Here is a 13,688-nt window from a genome sequence, read left to right as displayed (position 1 = left end):
CCGCACAGTCATTCCGCACCCACCCCCATGGCTAAACCGAACGCGCGCCTTTGCCTATGGGAGGGATCTGGGCGACCCGATCCGGACCCTAAGCTTGGTTCCATGACAGACCGCGACAGCCTGCTGGCCGAGATCAAGAAGAAGGCCGTCGTCCACGGCCGCGTGGTGCTCTCCTCCGGACAGGAGGCAGACTTCTATCTCGACCTGCGCCGGATCACCCTCGACGGGGTGGCGGCGCCCCTGGTCGGCAGGGCCATGCTCGACCTGACGGAGGACCTGGAGTTCGACGCCGTGGGCGGGCTCACGCTGGGCGCGGACCCGGTGGCGGCGGCCATGCTGCACGCCGCGGCCGCCCGGGGCCGCACGCTGGACGCGTTCGTGGTGCGCAAGGCGCAGAAGGCGCACGGCATGCAGCGCAGGATCGAGGGGCCCGAGGTGAAGGGCCGCCGGGTGCTGGTGGTCGAGGACACCTCCACGACCGGCGCGTCTCCGCTGACCGCCGTCGAGGCGCTGCGCGAGGCGGGCGCCGACGTGGTGGCGGTGGCCACGATCGTCGACAGGGGCGCGCAGGGCCGGATGGCCGAGGAGGGCCTCGACTACCGCTCCGCCTTCACCCTCCAGGACCTCGGACTGTAAAGGCCTCCCGCTCGCCCAGGTCTCTCTGGGGGCGCCGCTCCCCGTTCTCGGTGACGCGGACCGTGCCGGCGTCGGACAGCACCACGTCCAGCTCGGGCTCGAAGAAGCTGACCTCTTCGCCCCTGCTCATGTCGCGGTGCTGCAGCACGTCGCCGCCGGGCACCCGGACGGTGACAGGAGGGCAGGTGTCGGCCACGCACTCGATGCGCAGGGTCGGCGTCTGAGCGCTGTCCGACGGGGCGGCCGAGGCGTGCTGGCGCGCGGGGGCAGGCTCGGTGTCGAGCGAGGCGAACAGCGCTCGCCCTCCGATGACCAGGAGCGTCACCACGGCCCCGACCGCCAGCACGGCGAGTGCCAGGCGGGCAAGGCCCATCGGATCTGACCTGTGGCGTCCCACAGGTGGGAGCGTACCTGGTGGTAAGGCGGCTTTCCCGATGCTCTCAGAGGTCGGTGCCGGACGGGACGCGGTGATGCTTGCCGCCGGGCTCGGGCAGCGCTCCGGCGGCCCTGCGGTTCTTGATGACCTCGAAGAAGATCGGGATCAGCGAGATGAGCACGATGACGAAGACGCCCGGCAGGACGTAACGGTCGATCTGCTTGGGATCGACCCGGTTGCCGAGGAAGTGGCCGAGCAGCAGGAGGCTCTCCACCCAGACCACGCCGCCGATGACGTTCCACAGGAAGAACCGCTTGGTGTTCATCTCCAGCACGCCGGCCACGGGGTTCATGAACGTGCGGACGATGGGCACGAACCGGGCCAGCACCACGGCCTTGGCCGGGCCGAACTTCTCGAAGAACTCCTCGGCCCTGATGACGTGCTCTTTCTTGAACAGCCGCGAGTCGGGCCGTTCGAACAGCCTGCGGCCGAACCTCGCCCCGAGGAAGTGGCCGAGCTGGGCGCCCGCGATGGCGCACAGGGGCGTGCCGATCAGCAGCATGGGCAGCGACAGCGGCGCGATGCCCATCCCGGCGGCCACGGACGCGGAGCTGAAGATCCCCGCCGCCACCAGCAGCGAGTCGCCCGGCAGGAAGAAGCCGAGCAGCAGACCCGTTTCGGCGAAGATGATGGCCAGCACGCCCACTGTGGCGAAAGCGCCGAGAATGGTGAGCCACCACGTCGGGTCGAGGAGATTCAGGAGCACGTCCACCCGGGAGAGCCTAGCGGGCGTTGTCACTACCACGGCGGGTAGCAGACCGGGATACTGGGCTGCGCGAAGCCGTACTTCTCAGGGAGATGACTCATGCCTATAGCGACTCCAGAGGTCTACGCCGAGATGCTCGACCGTGCCAAGGCCGGCGGGTTCGCCTATCCGGCGATCAACGTGACCTCCTCCCAGACTCTGAACGCCGCGCTGCGGGGTTTCGCCGAGGCGGAGAGCGACGGCATCGTCCAGGTGTCCACCGGGGGCGCCGAGTTCCTGTCGGGCGCCACGGTCAAGGACATGGTGGTCGGCGCGACCGCGCTGGCCGAGTACGCCCGCGTGGTGGCCGCCAGATACCCGGTCACCGTGGCGCTGCACACCGACCACTGCCCCAAGGACAAGCTCGACGGCTACATGCGGCCGCTGATCGACATCTCGCTGGAGCGGGTGTCCAAGGGGCTGGACCCGCTCTTCCAGTCGCACATGTGGGACGGCTCGGCCGTGCCCCTGGAGGAGAACCTGCAGATCGCCGAGGAGCTCCTCGAGAAGTGCGCCCGCGCCAGGATCATCATGGAGATGGAGATCGGCGTCGTCGGCGGCGAGGAGGACGGCGTCGTCGGCGAGATCAACGAGAAGCTCTACACCACCCCCGGTGACGCCCTGGCCACGGCGGAGGCCGTCGGGCTCGGCGACAGGGGCCGCTACATGCTGGCCGCCACGTTCGGCAACGTGCACGGCGTCTACAAGCCCGGCCACGTCAAGCTGCGGCCCAGCGTGCTCAAGGACATCCAGGAGGCGGTCGGCTCCAAGTACGGCAAGGACAAGCCGTTCGACCTGGTCTTCCACGGGGGCTCCGGCTCGGCGCTGGAGGAGATCCACGAGGCCATCTCCTACGGCGTCGTCAAGATGAACGTCGACACCGACACCCAGTACGCGTTCACCAGGCCGATCGCCGACCACATGTTCCGCAACTACGACGGCGTGCTCAAGGTCGACGGCGACGTCGGCAACAAGAAGGCCTACGACCCGCGCGCCTACGGCAAGGCCGCGGAGGCCGGGATGGCCGCCCGGGTGAGAGAGGCCTGCGAGCACCTCAAGAGCAGTGGGACGAAGATCTCCTAGCCACATCGACGGCCCGGCGGGTATGACTTGTCCTATGGATAACCTTCTCGCCGGGCCGCCCCCGACTCACCTGCCGGACCTGCCCGAGGCCAGAGAGGCTCTCGAATCAGGGGCCAAGGCCTCGGACGTGGCCGCCCGATTCCCCGCCTTCCCGGCGGCCTGGGCCACGCTCGCGGAGGAGTACTTCGCGCAGGGTCACGCGGTCACCTCCTACGCCTTCGCCCGCACCGGTTATCACCGGGGCCTGGACCAGCTGCGCCGGGCCGGCTGGAAGGGGCACGGGCCGATTCCCTGGGAGCACGAGCCGAACCGCGGGTTCCTGCGGTGCCTGTCCGCGCTGGCCAGAGCCGCCCTGGCGATCGGTGAGAAGGACGAGGCCGAGCGCTGCAACCAATTCCTCAAGGACAGCAGCCAAACAGCTTACGACGCGCTGACCAAGGGCTAGCTCTTGGGACGAATAGGCATACTCGGGTAGTCTCTCCACGCAAGAGCCCCTGTCGCGCTTGCGCCAGGGGTTTCGTTTTGTGTTCGGGAGACTCAACAATGCCGGCTGCCGTTCTCGTAGGAGCCCAGTGGGGCGATGAGGGCAAGGGCAAGGCCACCGACCTTCTCGGTGGCGATGTCGACTACGTCGTCCGTTACCAGGGTGGCAACAACGCGGGTCACACCGTGGTCATCGGTGACCAGAAATATGCGCTGCACCTGCTGCCGACGGGCATCCTGTCGCCGCATGTGGTGCCCGTGATCGGCAACGGCGTGGTGATCGACCCCGGCGTGCTGCTGGGCGAGATCGACGGCCTGGCCGCGCGGGGCATCTCGGCCGAGCGGCTGCTGATCTCCGCCAACGCGCACTTGATCATGCCGCACCACAAGGCGCTGGACAAGGTCACCGAGCGCTATCTCGGCAAGGCCAGGATCGGCACGACCGGGCGCGGCATCGGCCCCGCCTACGGCGACAAGATCTACCGGGTCGGCGTGCGCGTCCAGGACCTGCTCGATCCGGGCATCCTGGCCAAGAAGATCGAGGTCGCGCTGGCCGAGAAGAACCAGGTGCTCACCAAGCTCTACAACCGGCGCGGCATCGACCCGGACGCGGTGGTCGAGGAGTATCTCGCCTACGCCGAACGGCTCAAGCCGCACATCGCCGACACGTCCCTGGTCCTGAGCAATGCTCTGGACGAGGGCAAGTTCGTGCTGCTGGAAGGCGGGCAGGGCACGCTGCTGGACATCGACCACGGCACGTACCCGTTCGTCACCTCCTCCTCGCCCACCTCGGGCGGCGCCTGCGCCGGCTCGGGCATCCCGCCGACGCGGCTGACCCGGGTGATCGGCATCCTCAAGGCCTACACCACCCGTGTCGGCTCCGGCCCGTTCCCCACGGAGCTGGAGGACGAGATGGGCGAGTGGCTGCGCCAGACGGGCGGCGAGTACGGTGTCACCACCGGCCGCAACCGGCGCTGCGGCTGGTTCGACGCGGTCATCGCCCGCTACGCGACCCGGATCAACGGGGTCACCGACTTCTTCCTCACGAAGCTCGACGTGCTGTCGGGGCTGGAGCGGATCCCGGTGTGCGTGGCGTACGACGTCGACGGGGTGCGGCACGACGAGATCCCGATGACGCAGACGGACTTCCACCATGCCAAGCCGATCTACGAGGAGTTCCCCGGCTGGCAGGAGGACATCACGGGCGCCAAGAGCTTCGAGGACCTGCCGCCCAACGCGCAGTCGTACGTGCGCACGCTCGAGGAGATGAGCGGCGCTCCGATCTCCGCCATCGGCGTGGGCCCCGGCCGTGACCAGACGCTGGTGATCCGCTCGCTGATCTGAGCCCTTACCTGGGTGTCAGGACGGCCGCCGTCACCGGCGACAGGAGTCTCCAGCCGAGGCTCTCGTACAGGGCCCTGCCCGCAGGGGTGGCCACCAGCACGCCGGTGGTGGCGCCCCTGGAGACGGCGGCGCCGGCCAGGGTCCGGATGATGACGGCGCCCAGGCCGCGGCGGCGGTGAGCGGGGGCGGTCTCCACCTGGTCGACCACCGCCTCCCGGCCGGCGACGGCGAGCTGTCCGCGGGCGGCGATCTCACCCGCCTGCGTCAACAGGCGGGCGACGGTGACGTCGGAGCGGGTGGTGACCGCGACCGTGTAGCCGGCGGGCGGCTCGGCGCGCTCGCGGGTCAGGGGGGCGGTCATCATGAACTCCGGCGGTTCGATCGACCAGGTCGGGGGCAGCCATGGGGCGATCAGCTCCGCCGGGGCGCAGAGTTTCAGCCAGGTGCCCGGGGCGGTGATCGTCGCCGTCAGTTGCTGGATGAGGGCGGGCGTCGGGGCGGGCAGGATGTGGCGGGTCATGTGGCCGGGCAGGCCCACGTCCACGCGGAAGCCCCAGGGTTCGGGCACCGGTGGCACGGTTCTGCGGGAGACGACCCAGCCGTCCACCCATGCCCGAACCATGTCGAGTTGGGTAGTTTTGAGAGCCTCCGTCATGGTTCCGCAGCTTATTGCAACACAGTTGCATTTATCATCTCGAATTCCGGTGCGGGCCCGTAGGCCACCACAAGGCCGTAGAGGTCCACCGGACGGGACGCCCGAGAGCCCCCAGGTTGTCCGGCCTTGCACGCCCGACCAGCGGCGGCGACATCACGTACCAGCACAAAAAGGGCACGGCGTGGCGGCGCGTGATGGTGGCGCGCGGCAGGTAGTGTCCCCGGTGTGCGCGTTGAGATACATGGTCATCGGGGAGCGAGAGGCCTCTGGCCCGAGAACACGCTGCCGGGCATGAGCCGCACGATGGAGCTCGGGGTGCACGCGCTCGAGCTCGACGTCGCGCTCACGGCGGATCGGCGCCTCGTGCTGACGCACGACCTCACGGTCTCGGCCGTGACGAGCGCCGACACCCGACCGGTCACGCCGGACGACCCCGACTTCCCGTACGTCGGCAAGCCCATCAACTCGCTGACCCTCTCGCAGCTGCGCACCCTCGACGTCGGCGTGCGCCTGCCACGGCACCCCGACGACGCGTTCGCGCTGACCCAGGTGGCGATGCCGGACACCCGGATGCCCACGCTCGGGGCCGTACTCGGGCTGGTCAACGCCTACGCCGCCGACGGCGTACGGCTGCACGTGGAGCTGAAGTCCGATCCGACCAGGCCGGCTCTCACGCCCGACCCGGAGCTGTTCGCCGAGATGGTGGTCGACGAGCTCGAACGGCACGGCAGGCTCCGCAACGCCGCGATCCTCTGCTTCGACTGGCGGATCATCCGCTACGCGGCCAAGCTCGCGCCCGACACGCGGCGCTTCGCGCTGATCGAGCTCGACACGCTGGACTGGAACGGCCCCCTGGGCGACGACATCCCCGCCGCCGCCCGCGAGGCCGGGGCCACCACGCTCTCGCCCGAGCACGTGATGGTGGACGAGCGGCTGATGTCCCAGGCCGCCGGGGCGGGGCTGGACGTGGCCGTCTGGACGGTCAACGACCAGGCGCTGGCCGCCCGCATGCTGGACCTCGGGGCGGCCGGGATCGTCACGGACTACCCGGACCGGATGCGCGAGTTGTGGCAGGAGCGCGGGCTCGAGCTGCCCGACGCCGTCGGGCCGCTCAAGCCGGTCGGCGTCTGACTACAGCCAGCCGTTGCGGCGGAAGCCGCGGTGCAGCAGGACGCAGGCGGTGACCATCATGGCCAGGACCGCCGGATAGCCCCAGACCTGCTTGGTCTCGGGCATGAAGTCGAAGTTCATGCCGTAGATGCCGGCGATCATCGTGGGCACCGCCAGGATGGCCACCCAGGAGGAGATCTTGCGCATGTCCTCGTTGGCCAGCGCGTTCGAGCGGGCCAGCGCCGCCTGCAGGATCGAGCTGCAGAGCTCGTTGGAGGACTCCACCTGCTCGCACACCCGGGACAGGTGGTCGCCGACGTCGCGGAAGTACTCGCGCATCTCCGACGGGATCACCCGGCGCTGGGGCAGCGCGGCCAGCGGCGCCTGCAGCGGGGTGACCGCCCGCTTCAGGTCGAGCATCTCGCGCTTGAGCTGGTAGATCCGGTTGATGTCGCGGGAGCTGACGTCCGCGAACACGGTGGCCTCGACCTCTTCGAGCTCCATCTGCATCAGGTCGGCCACCTGGAGGTAGCGGTCCACGACATGGTCGGAGATCGCGTGCAGCACACCGGCCGGGCCGCGGTCCAGCAGCTCGGGGCTGTCCTCGATGCGCTCGCGCACCTCGGCGAGCGGGCAGTGCTCGCCGTGCCGCACGGTCACCACGAAGTCCACGCCGAGGAACACCATGATCTCGCCGGTGGCGATGATCTCGCTGGTCGCGGTCAGCTCGTCGTGATCCAGGTAGGCGATGGTCTTGAGGACCATGAAGAGGGAGTCGCCGTAGCGCTCGACCTTGGGGCGCTGGTGGGCCTTGACGGCGTCCTCGACGGCCAGGGGGTGCAGGTCGAAGACCTCCGCGAGCCACTCCACCTCGGGGGCCGCGGGCTCGTGCAGCCCGACCCAGACGAACGCCTTGGGGCCGGCGGAGTCCTTGTTGTGCCGGCGGACCGAGTCCAGGCACTCCACGATGCCGGAGGCGGTGGTCCGCCTGCCCTCGATGTAGGCGGCGTACTCGACGATGGAGTCGACGGGGGGCACGCAGACCTCACGCACCGACTGCAGATGCGGGCGCGACTGGTGAGCCTGGATGGGGTGGCGGTTGATGCGACGGAAAAGCGTGGACGAGCGCATGGCAGTCCCTTTCCGCCCGACATGGCACGCTCCACGCGCGAAGAAAAGTCACCTCACAAGAATGCGCGGAGGCACGATCAGGCTGCCGGATTGGAGTGGTCGGGGGCAACTGGGGCGTACGTGTGCGAGCACGTACTGCTGGGATCACCAGGTTTCATCCCGGACCACCTCCAATCACGCAAGACGCCATAAGCCGCCTTAAGTTACCACACAGGCGGGGGAACCCCATCGACGATACCCGCAGGCCGGTCGGTGGATCAGGTAGAACCTTACAAAGATTGCGAACTGTTCCACCATCTCCTGGCCTACGAGAAGTGACTGCCCGCGGAGGCGCCGGACATGCGGGCCGCGGACCGGCGGGGCCGGTGGGCTGCGAGAATGGGCGGGTGCGCGTTCTAGTCATTGGTTCCGGTGGGCGTGAGCACGCCCTGTGCCGTTCACTCAAGCTCGACCCCCAGGTCGGCGAGCTTCACTGCGCTCCTGGGAATCCGGGGATCGAGGAGGTCGCCAGGCTGCATGCCGTGGATCCCCTCGATCCGGAGGAGGTCGCGGCCCTGGCCAGGCGGCTGGAGGTCGATCTCGTCGTCGTGGGGCCGGAGGCGCCTCTGGTGGCCGGGGTGGCCGACGCGGTGCGGGAGGCGGGGATCGCCTGCTTCGGGCCGTCCGGCCAGGCGGCCATGATCGAGGGGTCAAAGGCGTTCGCCAAGGAGGTCATGCGGGCCGCCGGGGTCCCCACGGCGGAGGCGCGGGTGTGCCGGACGCCGGAGCAGGCCGCGGCGGCGCTGGCCGAGTTCGGCGCTCCGTACGTGGTCAAGGACGACGGGCTGGCCGCCGGGAAGGGCGTGGTGGTCACCGACGACCGGGAGACGGCTCTGGCCCACGCGGCGGCGTGCGAGCAGGTCGTCGTCGAGGAGTTCCTCGACGGGCCGGAGGTGTCGCTGTTCGCGCTCTGCGACGGCAGCACCGCGGTTCCGTTGCAGCCGGCGCAGGACTTCAAGCGGGCCTACGACGGCGACCGGGGGCCCAACACCGGCGGCATGGGCGCCTACACGCCGCTGCCGTGGGCGCCCGAAGGGCTGACCGAGCAGGTCATGCGGGAGATCGTGCATCCCACGATCGGCGAGCTGAGCCGGCGCGGCCTGCCCTTCCAGGGGGTGCTCTTCGTGGGGCTGGCCCTGACGTCCAAGGGGCCGAAGGTGATCGAGTTCAACGCGCGGTTCGGCGACCCCGAGACTCAGGTGCTGCTCGACCGGCTGGAGACGCCGCTCGGCGGGCTGCTGATGGCGTGCGCCACGGGTGAGCTGGGGCCGGATCCGGTCTTCGGCGGCGGGTCCGCTGTGACGGTGGTGATCGCGGCAGAGAACTATCCGGACAGTCCGGTCAAGGGAGACGTGATCAGCGGGCTGGATTCGACGGCGAACGCCTACGTGATCCATGCCGGCACCGCACGGTCGGACGGCGAGATCGTCTCCGCGGGCGGGCGGGTGCTGAGCGTGGTGGGCAACGGCCCCGACCAGGAGAGCGCCCGCCGCAACGCCTACGAGCTGGTGTCGAGGATCCAGCTGCGGGGTTCCTTCTACCGGACGGACATCGCCCCATGAAACACCTGCATTCCGGCAAGGTTCGCGATCTCTACCAGACCGATGAGGGCCCGCTGCTCATGGTGGCCTCCGACCGGATCTCGGCCTTCGACTACGTTCTTGAGCCCGACATCCCGGACAAGGGCGCGATTCTCACGCAGATGTCGCTGTGGTGGTTCGACCAGCTCCGCGACCTGGTGCCGAACCATGTCGTGGCGCCCGGCGAGGACGCGCGCAGCATCCTGGTCAAACCGCTGAAGATGGTGCAGGTGGAGTGCGTGGCCCGCGGCTATCTGACCGGGAGCGGGCTGAGCGACTACCGCCGTGACGGGGTGGTGTCCGGTGTACGGCTGCCGCCGGGGCTCGAGGACGGGTCGCGGCTGCCCGAGCCGATCTTCACCCCGTCGACGAAGGCGCCCCTGGGCGAGCACGACGAGCCGATCTCGTTCGAGCAGGTGGTGGCGGACGTCGGCGCCGAGACGGCGGAGGAGCTGCGGCGCATCACGCTCGCCGTCTACACCCGCGGCGCGGAGATCGCCCGCGAGCGGGGCATCATCCTGGCCGACACCAAGATCGAGCTCGGCTGGGACGCCGACGGGGTGCTGACGCTGGGAGACGAAGTTCTCACGCCGGATTCGTCGCGATTCTGGCCGGCGGACGAGTGGCAGCCGGGACAGCCTCAGCCGTCATTCGATAAGCAGTATGTCCGTGATTGGCTAACCTCGCCCGAATCCGGATGGGACAAAAGCTCCGCAACGCCCCCACCACACCTGCCCGACGCCGTAGTCATGCGCACCAGGCAGCGATACCTGGAGGCATACGAGCGCATCACCGGGGTTCCCTTTACCGGATGATTCGGCCGGGTCAGGTGTTGCGAGCGGCTACTGTTGGCCGGATCGAACCTCACCGATAATCCCGATCGATAATTCCCGAGGAGCCGCAGGAATGGTCCGTTACCGCGTGCGCGGTGGCAACGCACTGCGTGGAACCGCCTTCATCCAGGGCGCGAAGAACGCCGTGCTGCCGATGATCGGTGCGGCTCTGCTGGCCGCCAAGGGCCGCACCGTCCTGCGCAACGTCCCGATCATCGAGGACGTACGCCGCGCGGTCGAGCTGGCCGAGGCCATCGGCGCCTACGTCGAGCTGCACGAGTCCGAGCGCACGCTGGTGATCGACGCCTCGCGGCTGTCCAGCCCGGTGCTCCCCGCCGAGATCGCCAGGCGCTTTCGCGGCTCGGTCCTGTTCACCCCCGCCCTGCTCCATCGGCTGGGCGAGGCGATCGTGGAAGGGGTCGGCGGCTGCAATCTCGGCAGCCGCAACCTCGACTTCCACTACCTGGGCTACAAGCGGCTCGGCGCGATCGTGGACGAGGGCGAGACCGTCATCCACGTCAAGGCGTCCGGCCTGACCGGCGCCACCCTCTACCTCGACACCCCCTCCCACACCGGCACCGAAAACCTGATCATGGCCGCCGCCCTGGCCAAGGGCACCACCGTGATCGAGAACGCCGCGCTGGAGCCGGAGGTGCTCGACGTCATCGACATGCTCGCCAAGATGGGCGCGCGCATCAGCGGCGGCGGCACCGGGTTCATCACCGTCGAGGGCGTCGACGAGCTGCACGCCGTCGAGCACACCGTGATGCCTGACCGGCTCGACGCGGGCGTGTTCGCCATGGCCGCGGCCATCACGCAGGGCGAGCTGAGCCTCGTCGGCACCGGCCTCGACCTGGGCGTGGTGCGCTACAAGCTGGAGCAGATGGGGGTCGACTTCGCCCGGCAGGGCGCGGTGCTGCACGTGCGCTGCGACGGCCCGCTGCGGCCGATCAACATCATCACCGACACCTATCCGGGCTTCGCCACGGACCTGCAGTCGCCGATGATGACCGTGGCGGCGCTGGCCGACGGCACCAGCTACATCCACGAGCGCATCTTCGACGGCCGGTTCGCGCTGGCGGGCGAGCTGAACAAGATGGGCGCCAACGTGGAGGTGGAGGACAGCCGGGCGGTCGTGCGCGGCGCCACTCCTCTGACCGGCACCCGCGTAACCGCTCATGATCTGCGTTCCGGTATCGCCCTGGTGCTCGCCGGACTGGCCGCCAAAGGCGAGACCGTCATCGAGTCGGGTTACCTCATCGATCGCGGGCACGCGCATCTCGCCGCGCGAATGCGGGCTCTCGGAGCGGACATTACACGAGAGATTTCCGAACACTGAAAAGCGTTGGGAATACCGCGTTGAGCTGCTGAGACGTCTTCTCGGGTGGTCAACCAGAACGGCTTTCCGGAAAAGTCGGGCGTGACATTACGGCCCCCGCGAGCGATCGTTCCAAAAGAGAGCACTGCAACGGACCGCAGGATGGGACGAACATTGGTCGAGAGGGCCGAAGAAACACCCCGAGTGTCACGCCCGGGCGCCATGACACCGGACCTCACTATTGGCGTGGTCGGACCCCATGATCTGGTCGAGCGCGTCATGCTGATGGGTCACGCCGCAGCGCCGCTGCCTTGCCGGCTGGTGGCCGCCGCGTACCGTGATGAGCAGGAGGCGCCTGACAAGGTGACGCGGCTCGGTCCCGGGGTGGACGCGTGCCTGTTCGCCAGCCCGGTCCCCTACGACCTGGCCAGGCGTTCCGGCGTGCTGACGATGCCCGCCACCTACGTCCAGCTCGGCGGGGCGGCGCTGGTGGCGGCACTGGCCAAGGCCGCGCTGGATCCGCGGGTCGATCCGCAACGGGTCAGCGTCGACGTGGTGAGCCGTGCCGACGTCGAGGAGGCGTACACCGACCTGGGCATACCGGCGACGGACGTGCACAGCCGCGACGAGCCGGGGGCCACGGGCACCATCGCCGCCTACCATGAGCGGCTGTCGCGCCAGGGGGCCACGACGGGAGCGCTGACGTGCCTGCCCGCGGTGGCGGAGCGCCTGCAGGCGGCAGGCGTGCCCGTCATCAAGATCAGGCCGACCTCGGCGGCCGTGCGCACCGCGCTGCACACCGCCGCGCTGCTGGGCGCGCACCACCGGCTGGAGGAGTCACAGCTCACCGTCGTGCTGGTGGAGGTGCCGACGCTGCGTGAGCCCGTGCGGCGCGCGGCGCCCCGCTATTGGCGTGACGAGTTGCGGCTGTCGCTGCACCGGCTGCTCGTCCAGGAGGCGAACCGGATCAACGCCACCGTCTGGCCGATCGACGACCACAGCTATCTGGTCACCGCGACCAGGGGCTCGATCGCCGCGGCCACCGACGGGTTCAGGGTGCTGCCGTTCGCCGCCAGGATCCGCGACGAGCTGGGGCTGGCGGTCGAGGTGGGCGTGGGCATGGGCCGGACGACGCACGACGCCGAGTCGCACGCCCGGGCCGCGCTGGCGCGCACCCAGGCCGGCAAGCAGGCGCAGGGGTTCGCCGTCGACCGGGAAGGGCGAGCGCTGATCCCGGCTCCCCGGATGCCGCCGACGGGGTCGACCGCGCTCAAGCCGAAGGGGGTGGAGGTGCTGGCCCGGCTGGCGGCCAAACTCGAAGGCGGCGACACGGTGGTCGACGCCGAGGGCGCGGGCAAGATGCTGGGAGTCACGCCGCGTACGGCTCGGCGGTTGCTGCGCACGTTGGTCGACGAGGGACTCGCGTGGCCGCTGCCGCCCAACCGCACGCCGCAGCCGGGCCGGCCGCGCCAGCTCTACCGGCTCATCGTGGAGAAGCTCGGCCCGCGCTGACCTCTCCGCCGCTACCGGCCCGCCGTCCTTCCTTCCCCTCTGGCGGCGGCGGGCCTCATTTCCGTGTCATTACGGCCGACCTTTGCGGATCGGGGGTTGACTCTTGAGAAATTGGCGGTTGGCCCCGGTGGTTGGGGGGTATGAATTTCGACGCCCCCGATCGACGGGATTCGGACGGGGGCACCAATCTTCTTCTGGTCCCTCGTCAGCAGGCGCAGGTGGCAGCCGCCACGGGGGCCGTCAGCGGGTCCTTGGGGCGGTTGCCGACGCCTGACGGGCTCTCGACCGGAAAGCCCTCCCTGGCCCAGTATTCGAAGCCGCCCAGCATCTCCTTGACCCGATAGCCGAGCCTGGCGAACTCCAGGGCGGCCCGGGTGGCGCCGTTACAGCCGGGGCCCCAGCAGTAGGTCACCACCGTGAGGTGCTTCGGGATCGCGGCGAGGGCCTCGTCCGCGATCCGCGAGGTGGGCAGGTGGGTGGCGCCGGGGATGTGGCCCTGGTTCCAGCTCTCCTCGCTGCGTGAGTCGACGACGATGACTTCCGGCGCCGTGGCCTCCAGGTCGGCGGCGACATCGGAGACGTCGGTCTCGAAGGACAGGCGGGCGGAGAAGTGGGCCACGGCGGCGGCGTTGGCGGCGGGCGGGACTGCGGTCACTGCGCTCATGTGACGCTTCCTGTCTCGTGAGGAGATGGCGGGACAGGAAGGATCCTGGCAAGGAACCGCAAACCCGCGACAGTGGCGCGAAAGCCGACTATCGCTAACATCTCGCCACTTGTTGTCCG

Annotated in this window: 14 protein-coding genes; 9 read left to right on the top strand and 5 right to left on the bottom strand. The window is 69.4% G+C overall.

The features are described from left to right. Positions 1-102 precede the first annotated feature (102 nt). On the top strand, positions 103-636 hold the full coding sequence (gene pyrE / locus V5E28_RS30610) for an orotate phosphoribosyltransferase (RefSeq protein ID WP_336212034.1): 534 nt from the start codon (positions 103-105) through the stop codon (positions 634-636). On the opposite strand, the gene V5E28_RS30605 is transcribed toward pyrE, so the two are convergent. Together V5E28_RS30605 and V5E28_RS30600 are read right to left on the bottom strand one after the other, a co-directional pair. Beyond that, the gene (locus tag V5E28_RS30605) at positions 611-1,009 is read right to left on the bottom strand and encodes a hypothetical protein (protein ID WP_336212032.1); all 399 of its coding nucleotides are present in this window, start codon (positions 1,007-1,009) and stop codon (positions 611-613) included. The genes pyrE and V5E28_RS30605 overlap by 26 nt on opposite strands. Before the next feature lie 67 nt (positions 1,010-1,076). Next, positions 1,077-1,784, bottom strand: coding sequence for a DedA family protein (locus V5E28_RS30600; protein WP_336212030.1), 708 nt, complete (start codon positions 1,782-1,784; stop codon positions 1,077-1,079). Positions 1,785-1,877: 93 nt separating this feature from the next. Between V5E28_RS30600 and fbaA the strand changes: the two genes are divergently transcribed. The 3 genes from fbaA (at position 1,878) to V5E28_RS30585 (ending at position 4,727) form a co-directional block, all read left to right on the top strand. Then, positions 1,878-2,900: a class II fructose-bisphosphate aldolase gene (fbaA, locus tag V5E28_RS30595; RefSeq protein WP_336212028.1), complete on the top strand. Its 1,023-nt coding sequence runs from the start codon at positions 1,878-1,880 to the stop codon at positions 2,898-2,900. Positions 2,901-2,934: 34 nt separating this feature from the next. Next, on the top strand, positions 2,935-3,345 hold the full coding sequence (locus V5E28_RS30590) for a DUF3151 domain-containing protein (protein ID WP_336212026.1): 411 nt from the start codon (positions 2,935-2,937) through the stop codon (positions 3,343-3,345). A gap of 98 nt (positions 3,346-3,443) precedes the next feature. Further along, positions 3,444-4,727, top strand: coding sequence for an adenylosuccinate synthase (locus V5E28_RS30585; protein WP_336212024.1), 1,284 nt, complete (start codon positions 3,444-3,446; stop codon positions 4,725-4,727). Between the two features lie 4 nt (positions 4,728-4,731). Here the strand turns inward: V5E28_RS30585 and V5E28_RS30580 are convergent, their stop codons facing one another. Further along, positions 4,732-5,382, bottom strand: coding sequence for a GNAT family N-acetyltransferase (locus V5E28_RS30580; protein ID WP_336212023.1), 651 nt, complete (start codon positions 5,380-5,382; stop codon positions 4,732-4,734). Positions 5,383-5,607: 225 nt separating this feature from the next. Here V5E28_RS30580 and V5E28_RS30575 point away from each other — a divergent pair, with 225 nt between their 5' ends. Next, positions 5,608-6,513: a glycerophosphodiester phosphodiesterase family protein gene (locus tag V5E28_RS30575; protein ID WP_336212021.1), complete on the top strand. Its 906-nt coding sequence runs from the start codon at positions 5,608-5,610 to the stop codon at positions 6,511-6,513. Here the strand turns inward: V5E28_RS30575 and corA are convergent, their stop codons facing one another. After that, complete coding sequence (corA, locus tag V5E28_RS30570; protein WP_336212019.1) at positions 6,514-7,623, bottom strand: magnesium/cobalt transporter CorA; 1,110 nt, start codon at positions 7,621-7,623, stop codon at positions 6,514-6,516. 386 nt (positions 7,624-8,009) lie between these two features. Here corA and purD point away from each other — a divergent pair, with 386 nt between their 5' ends. The 4 genes from purD (at position 8,010) to V5E28_RS30550 (ending at position 12,905) form a co-directional block, all read left to right on the top strand. Further along, entirely contained in the window at positions 8,010-9,224 is a 1,215-nt protein-coding gene (gene purD / locus V5E28_RS30565; RefSeq protein ID WP_336212017.1) for a phosphoribosylamine--glycine ligase, read from the top strand. Next, positions 9,221-10,057: a phosphoribosylaminoimidazolesuccinocarboxamide synthase gene (locus V5E28_RS30560; RefSeq protein ID WP_336212016.1), complete on the top strand. Its 837-nt coding sequence runs from the start codon at positions 9,221-9,223 to the stop codon at positions 10,055-10,057. The genes purD and V5E28_RS30560 overlap by 4 nt, the downstream gene beginning before the upstream one ends. A gap of 91 nt (positions 10,058-10,148) precedes the next feature. Beyond that, on the top strand, positions 10,149-11,414 hold the full coding sequence (gene murA, locus V5E28_RS30555) for a UDP-N-acetylglucosamine 1-carboxyvinyltransferase (protein ID WP_336212015.1): 1,266 nt from the start codon (positions 10,149-10,151) through the stop codon (positions 11,412-11,414). A gap of 201 nt (positions 11,415-11,615) precedes the next feature. Beyond that, positions 11,616-12,905 carry a GTP cyclohydrolase IIa gene (locus V5E28_RS30550; RefSeq protein WP_336212014.1) on the top strand — a complete coding sequence of 430 codons (1,290 nt, stop codon included), beginning with the start codon at positions 11,616-11,618 and terminating at the stop codon, positions 12,903-12,905. Positions 12,906-13,110: 205 nt separating this feature from the next. Here the strand turns inward: V5E28_RS30550 and V5E28_RS30545 are convergent, their stop codons facing one another. Beyond that, a complete protein-coding gene (locus V5E28_RS30545; protein WP_336212012.1) occupies positions 13,111-13,569 on the bottom strand; it encodes a rhodanese-like domain-containing protein in 459 nt (152 codons plus the stop codon). Positions 13,570-13,688 lie beyond the last annotated feature (119 nt).

Source organism: Nonomuraea sp. LPB2021202275-12-8 (assembly GCF_037044575.1).
Lineage (GTDB): Bacteria > Actinomycetota > Actinomycetes > Streptosporangiales > Streptosporangiaceae > Nonomuraea.
Note: the sequence above shows the minus strand (reverse complement) of the source record. Positions and strands in the feature narration are given on the sequence as shown.

What these genes read in the sequence shown, in the direction of transcription:
- V5E28_RS30580 (WP_336212023.1), bottom strand. Translation starts at nt 5,382, where the DNA reads ATGACGGAGGCTCTCAAAACTACCCAACTCGACATGGTTCGGGCATGG.
- fbaA (WP_336212028.1), top strand. Translation starts at nt 1,878, where the DNA reads ATGCCTATAGCGACTCCAGAGGTCTACGCCGAGATGCTCGACCGTGCC.
- murA (WP_336212015.1), top strand. Translation starts at nt 10,149, where the DNA reads ATGGTCCGTTACCGCGTGCGCGGTGGCAACGCACTGCGTGGAACCGCC.
- V5E28_RS30550 (WP_336212014.1), top strand. Translation starts at nt 11,616, where the DNA reads ATGACACCGGACCTCACTATTGGCGTGGTCGGACCCCATGATCTGGTC.
- V5E28_RS30585 (WP_336212024.1), top strand. Translation starts at nt 3,444, where the DNA reads ATGCCGGCTGCCGTTCTCGTAGGAGCCCAGTGGGGCGATGAGGGCAAG.
- V5E28_RS30545 (WP_336212012.1), bottom strand. Translation starts at nt 13,569, where the DNA reads ATGAGCGCAGTGACCGCAGTCCCGCCCGCCGCCAACGCCGCCGCCGTG.
- pyrE (WP_336212034.1), top strand. Translation starts at nt 103, where the DNA reads ATGACAGACCGCGACAGCCTGCTGGCCGAGATCAAGAAGAAGGCCGTC.
- corA (WP_336212019.1), bottom strand. Translation starts at nt 7,623, where the DNA reads ATGCGCTCGTCCACGCTTTTCCGTCGCATCAACCGCCACCCCATCCAG.
- V5E28_RS30605 (WP_336212032.1), bottom strand. Translation starts at nt 1,009, where the DNA reads ATGGGCCTTGCCCGCCTGGCACTCGCCGTGCTGGCGGTCGGGGCCGTG.
- V5E28_RS30590 (WP_336212026.1), top strand. Translation starts at nt 2,935, where the DNA reads ATGGATAACCTTCTCGCCGGGCCGCCCCCGACTCACCTGCCGGACCTG.
- V5E28_RS30560 (WP_336212016.1), top strand. Translation starts at nt 9,221, where the DNA reads ATGAAACACCTGCATTCCGGCAAGGTTCGCGATCTCTACCAGACCGAT.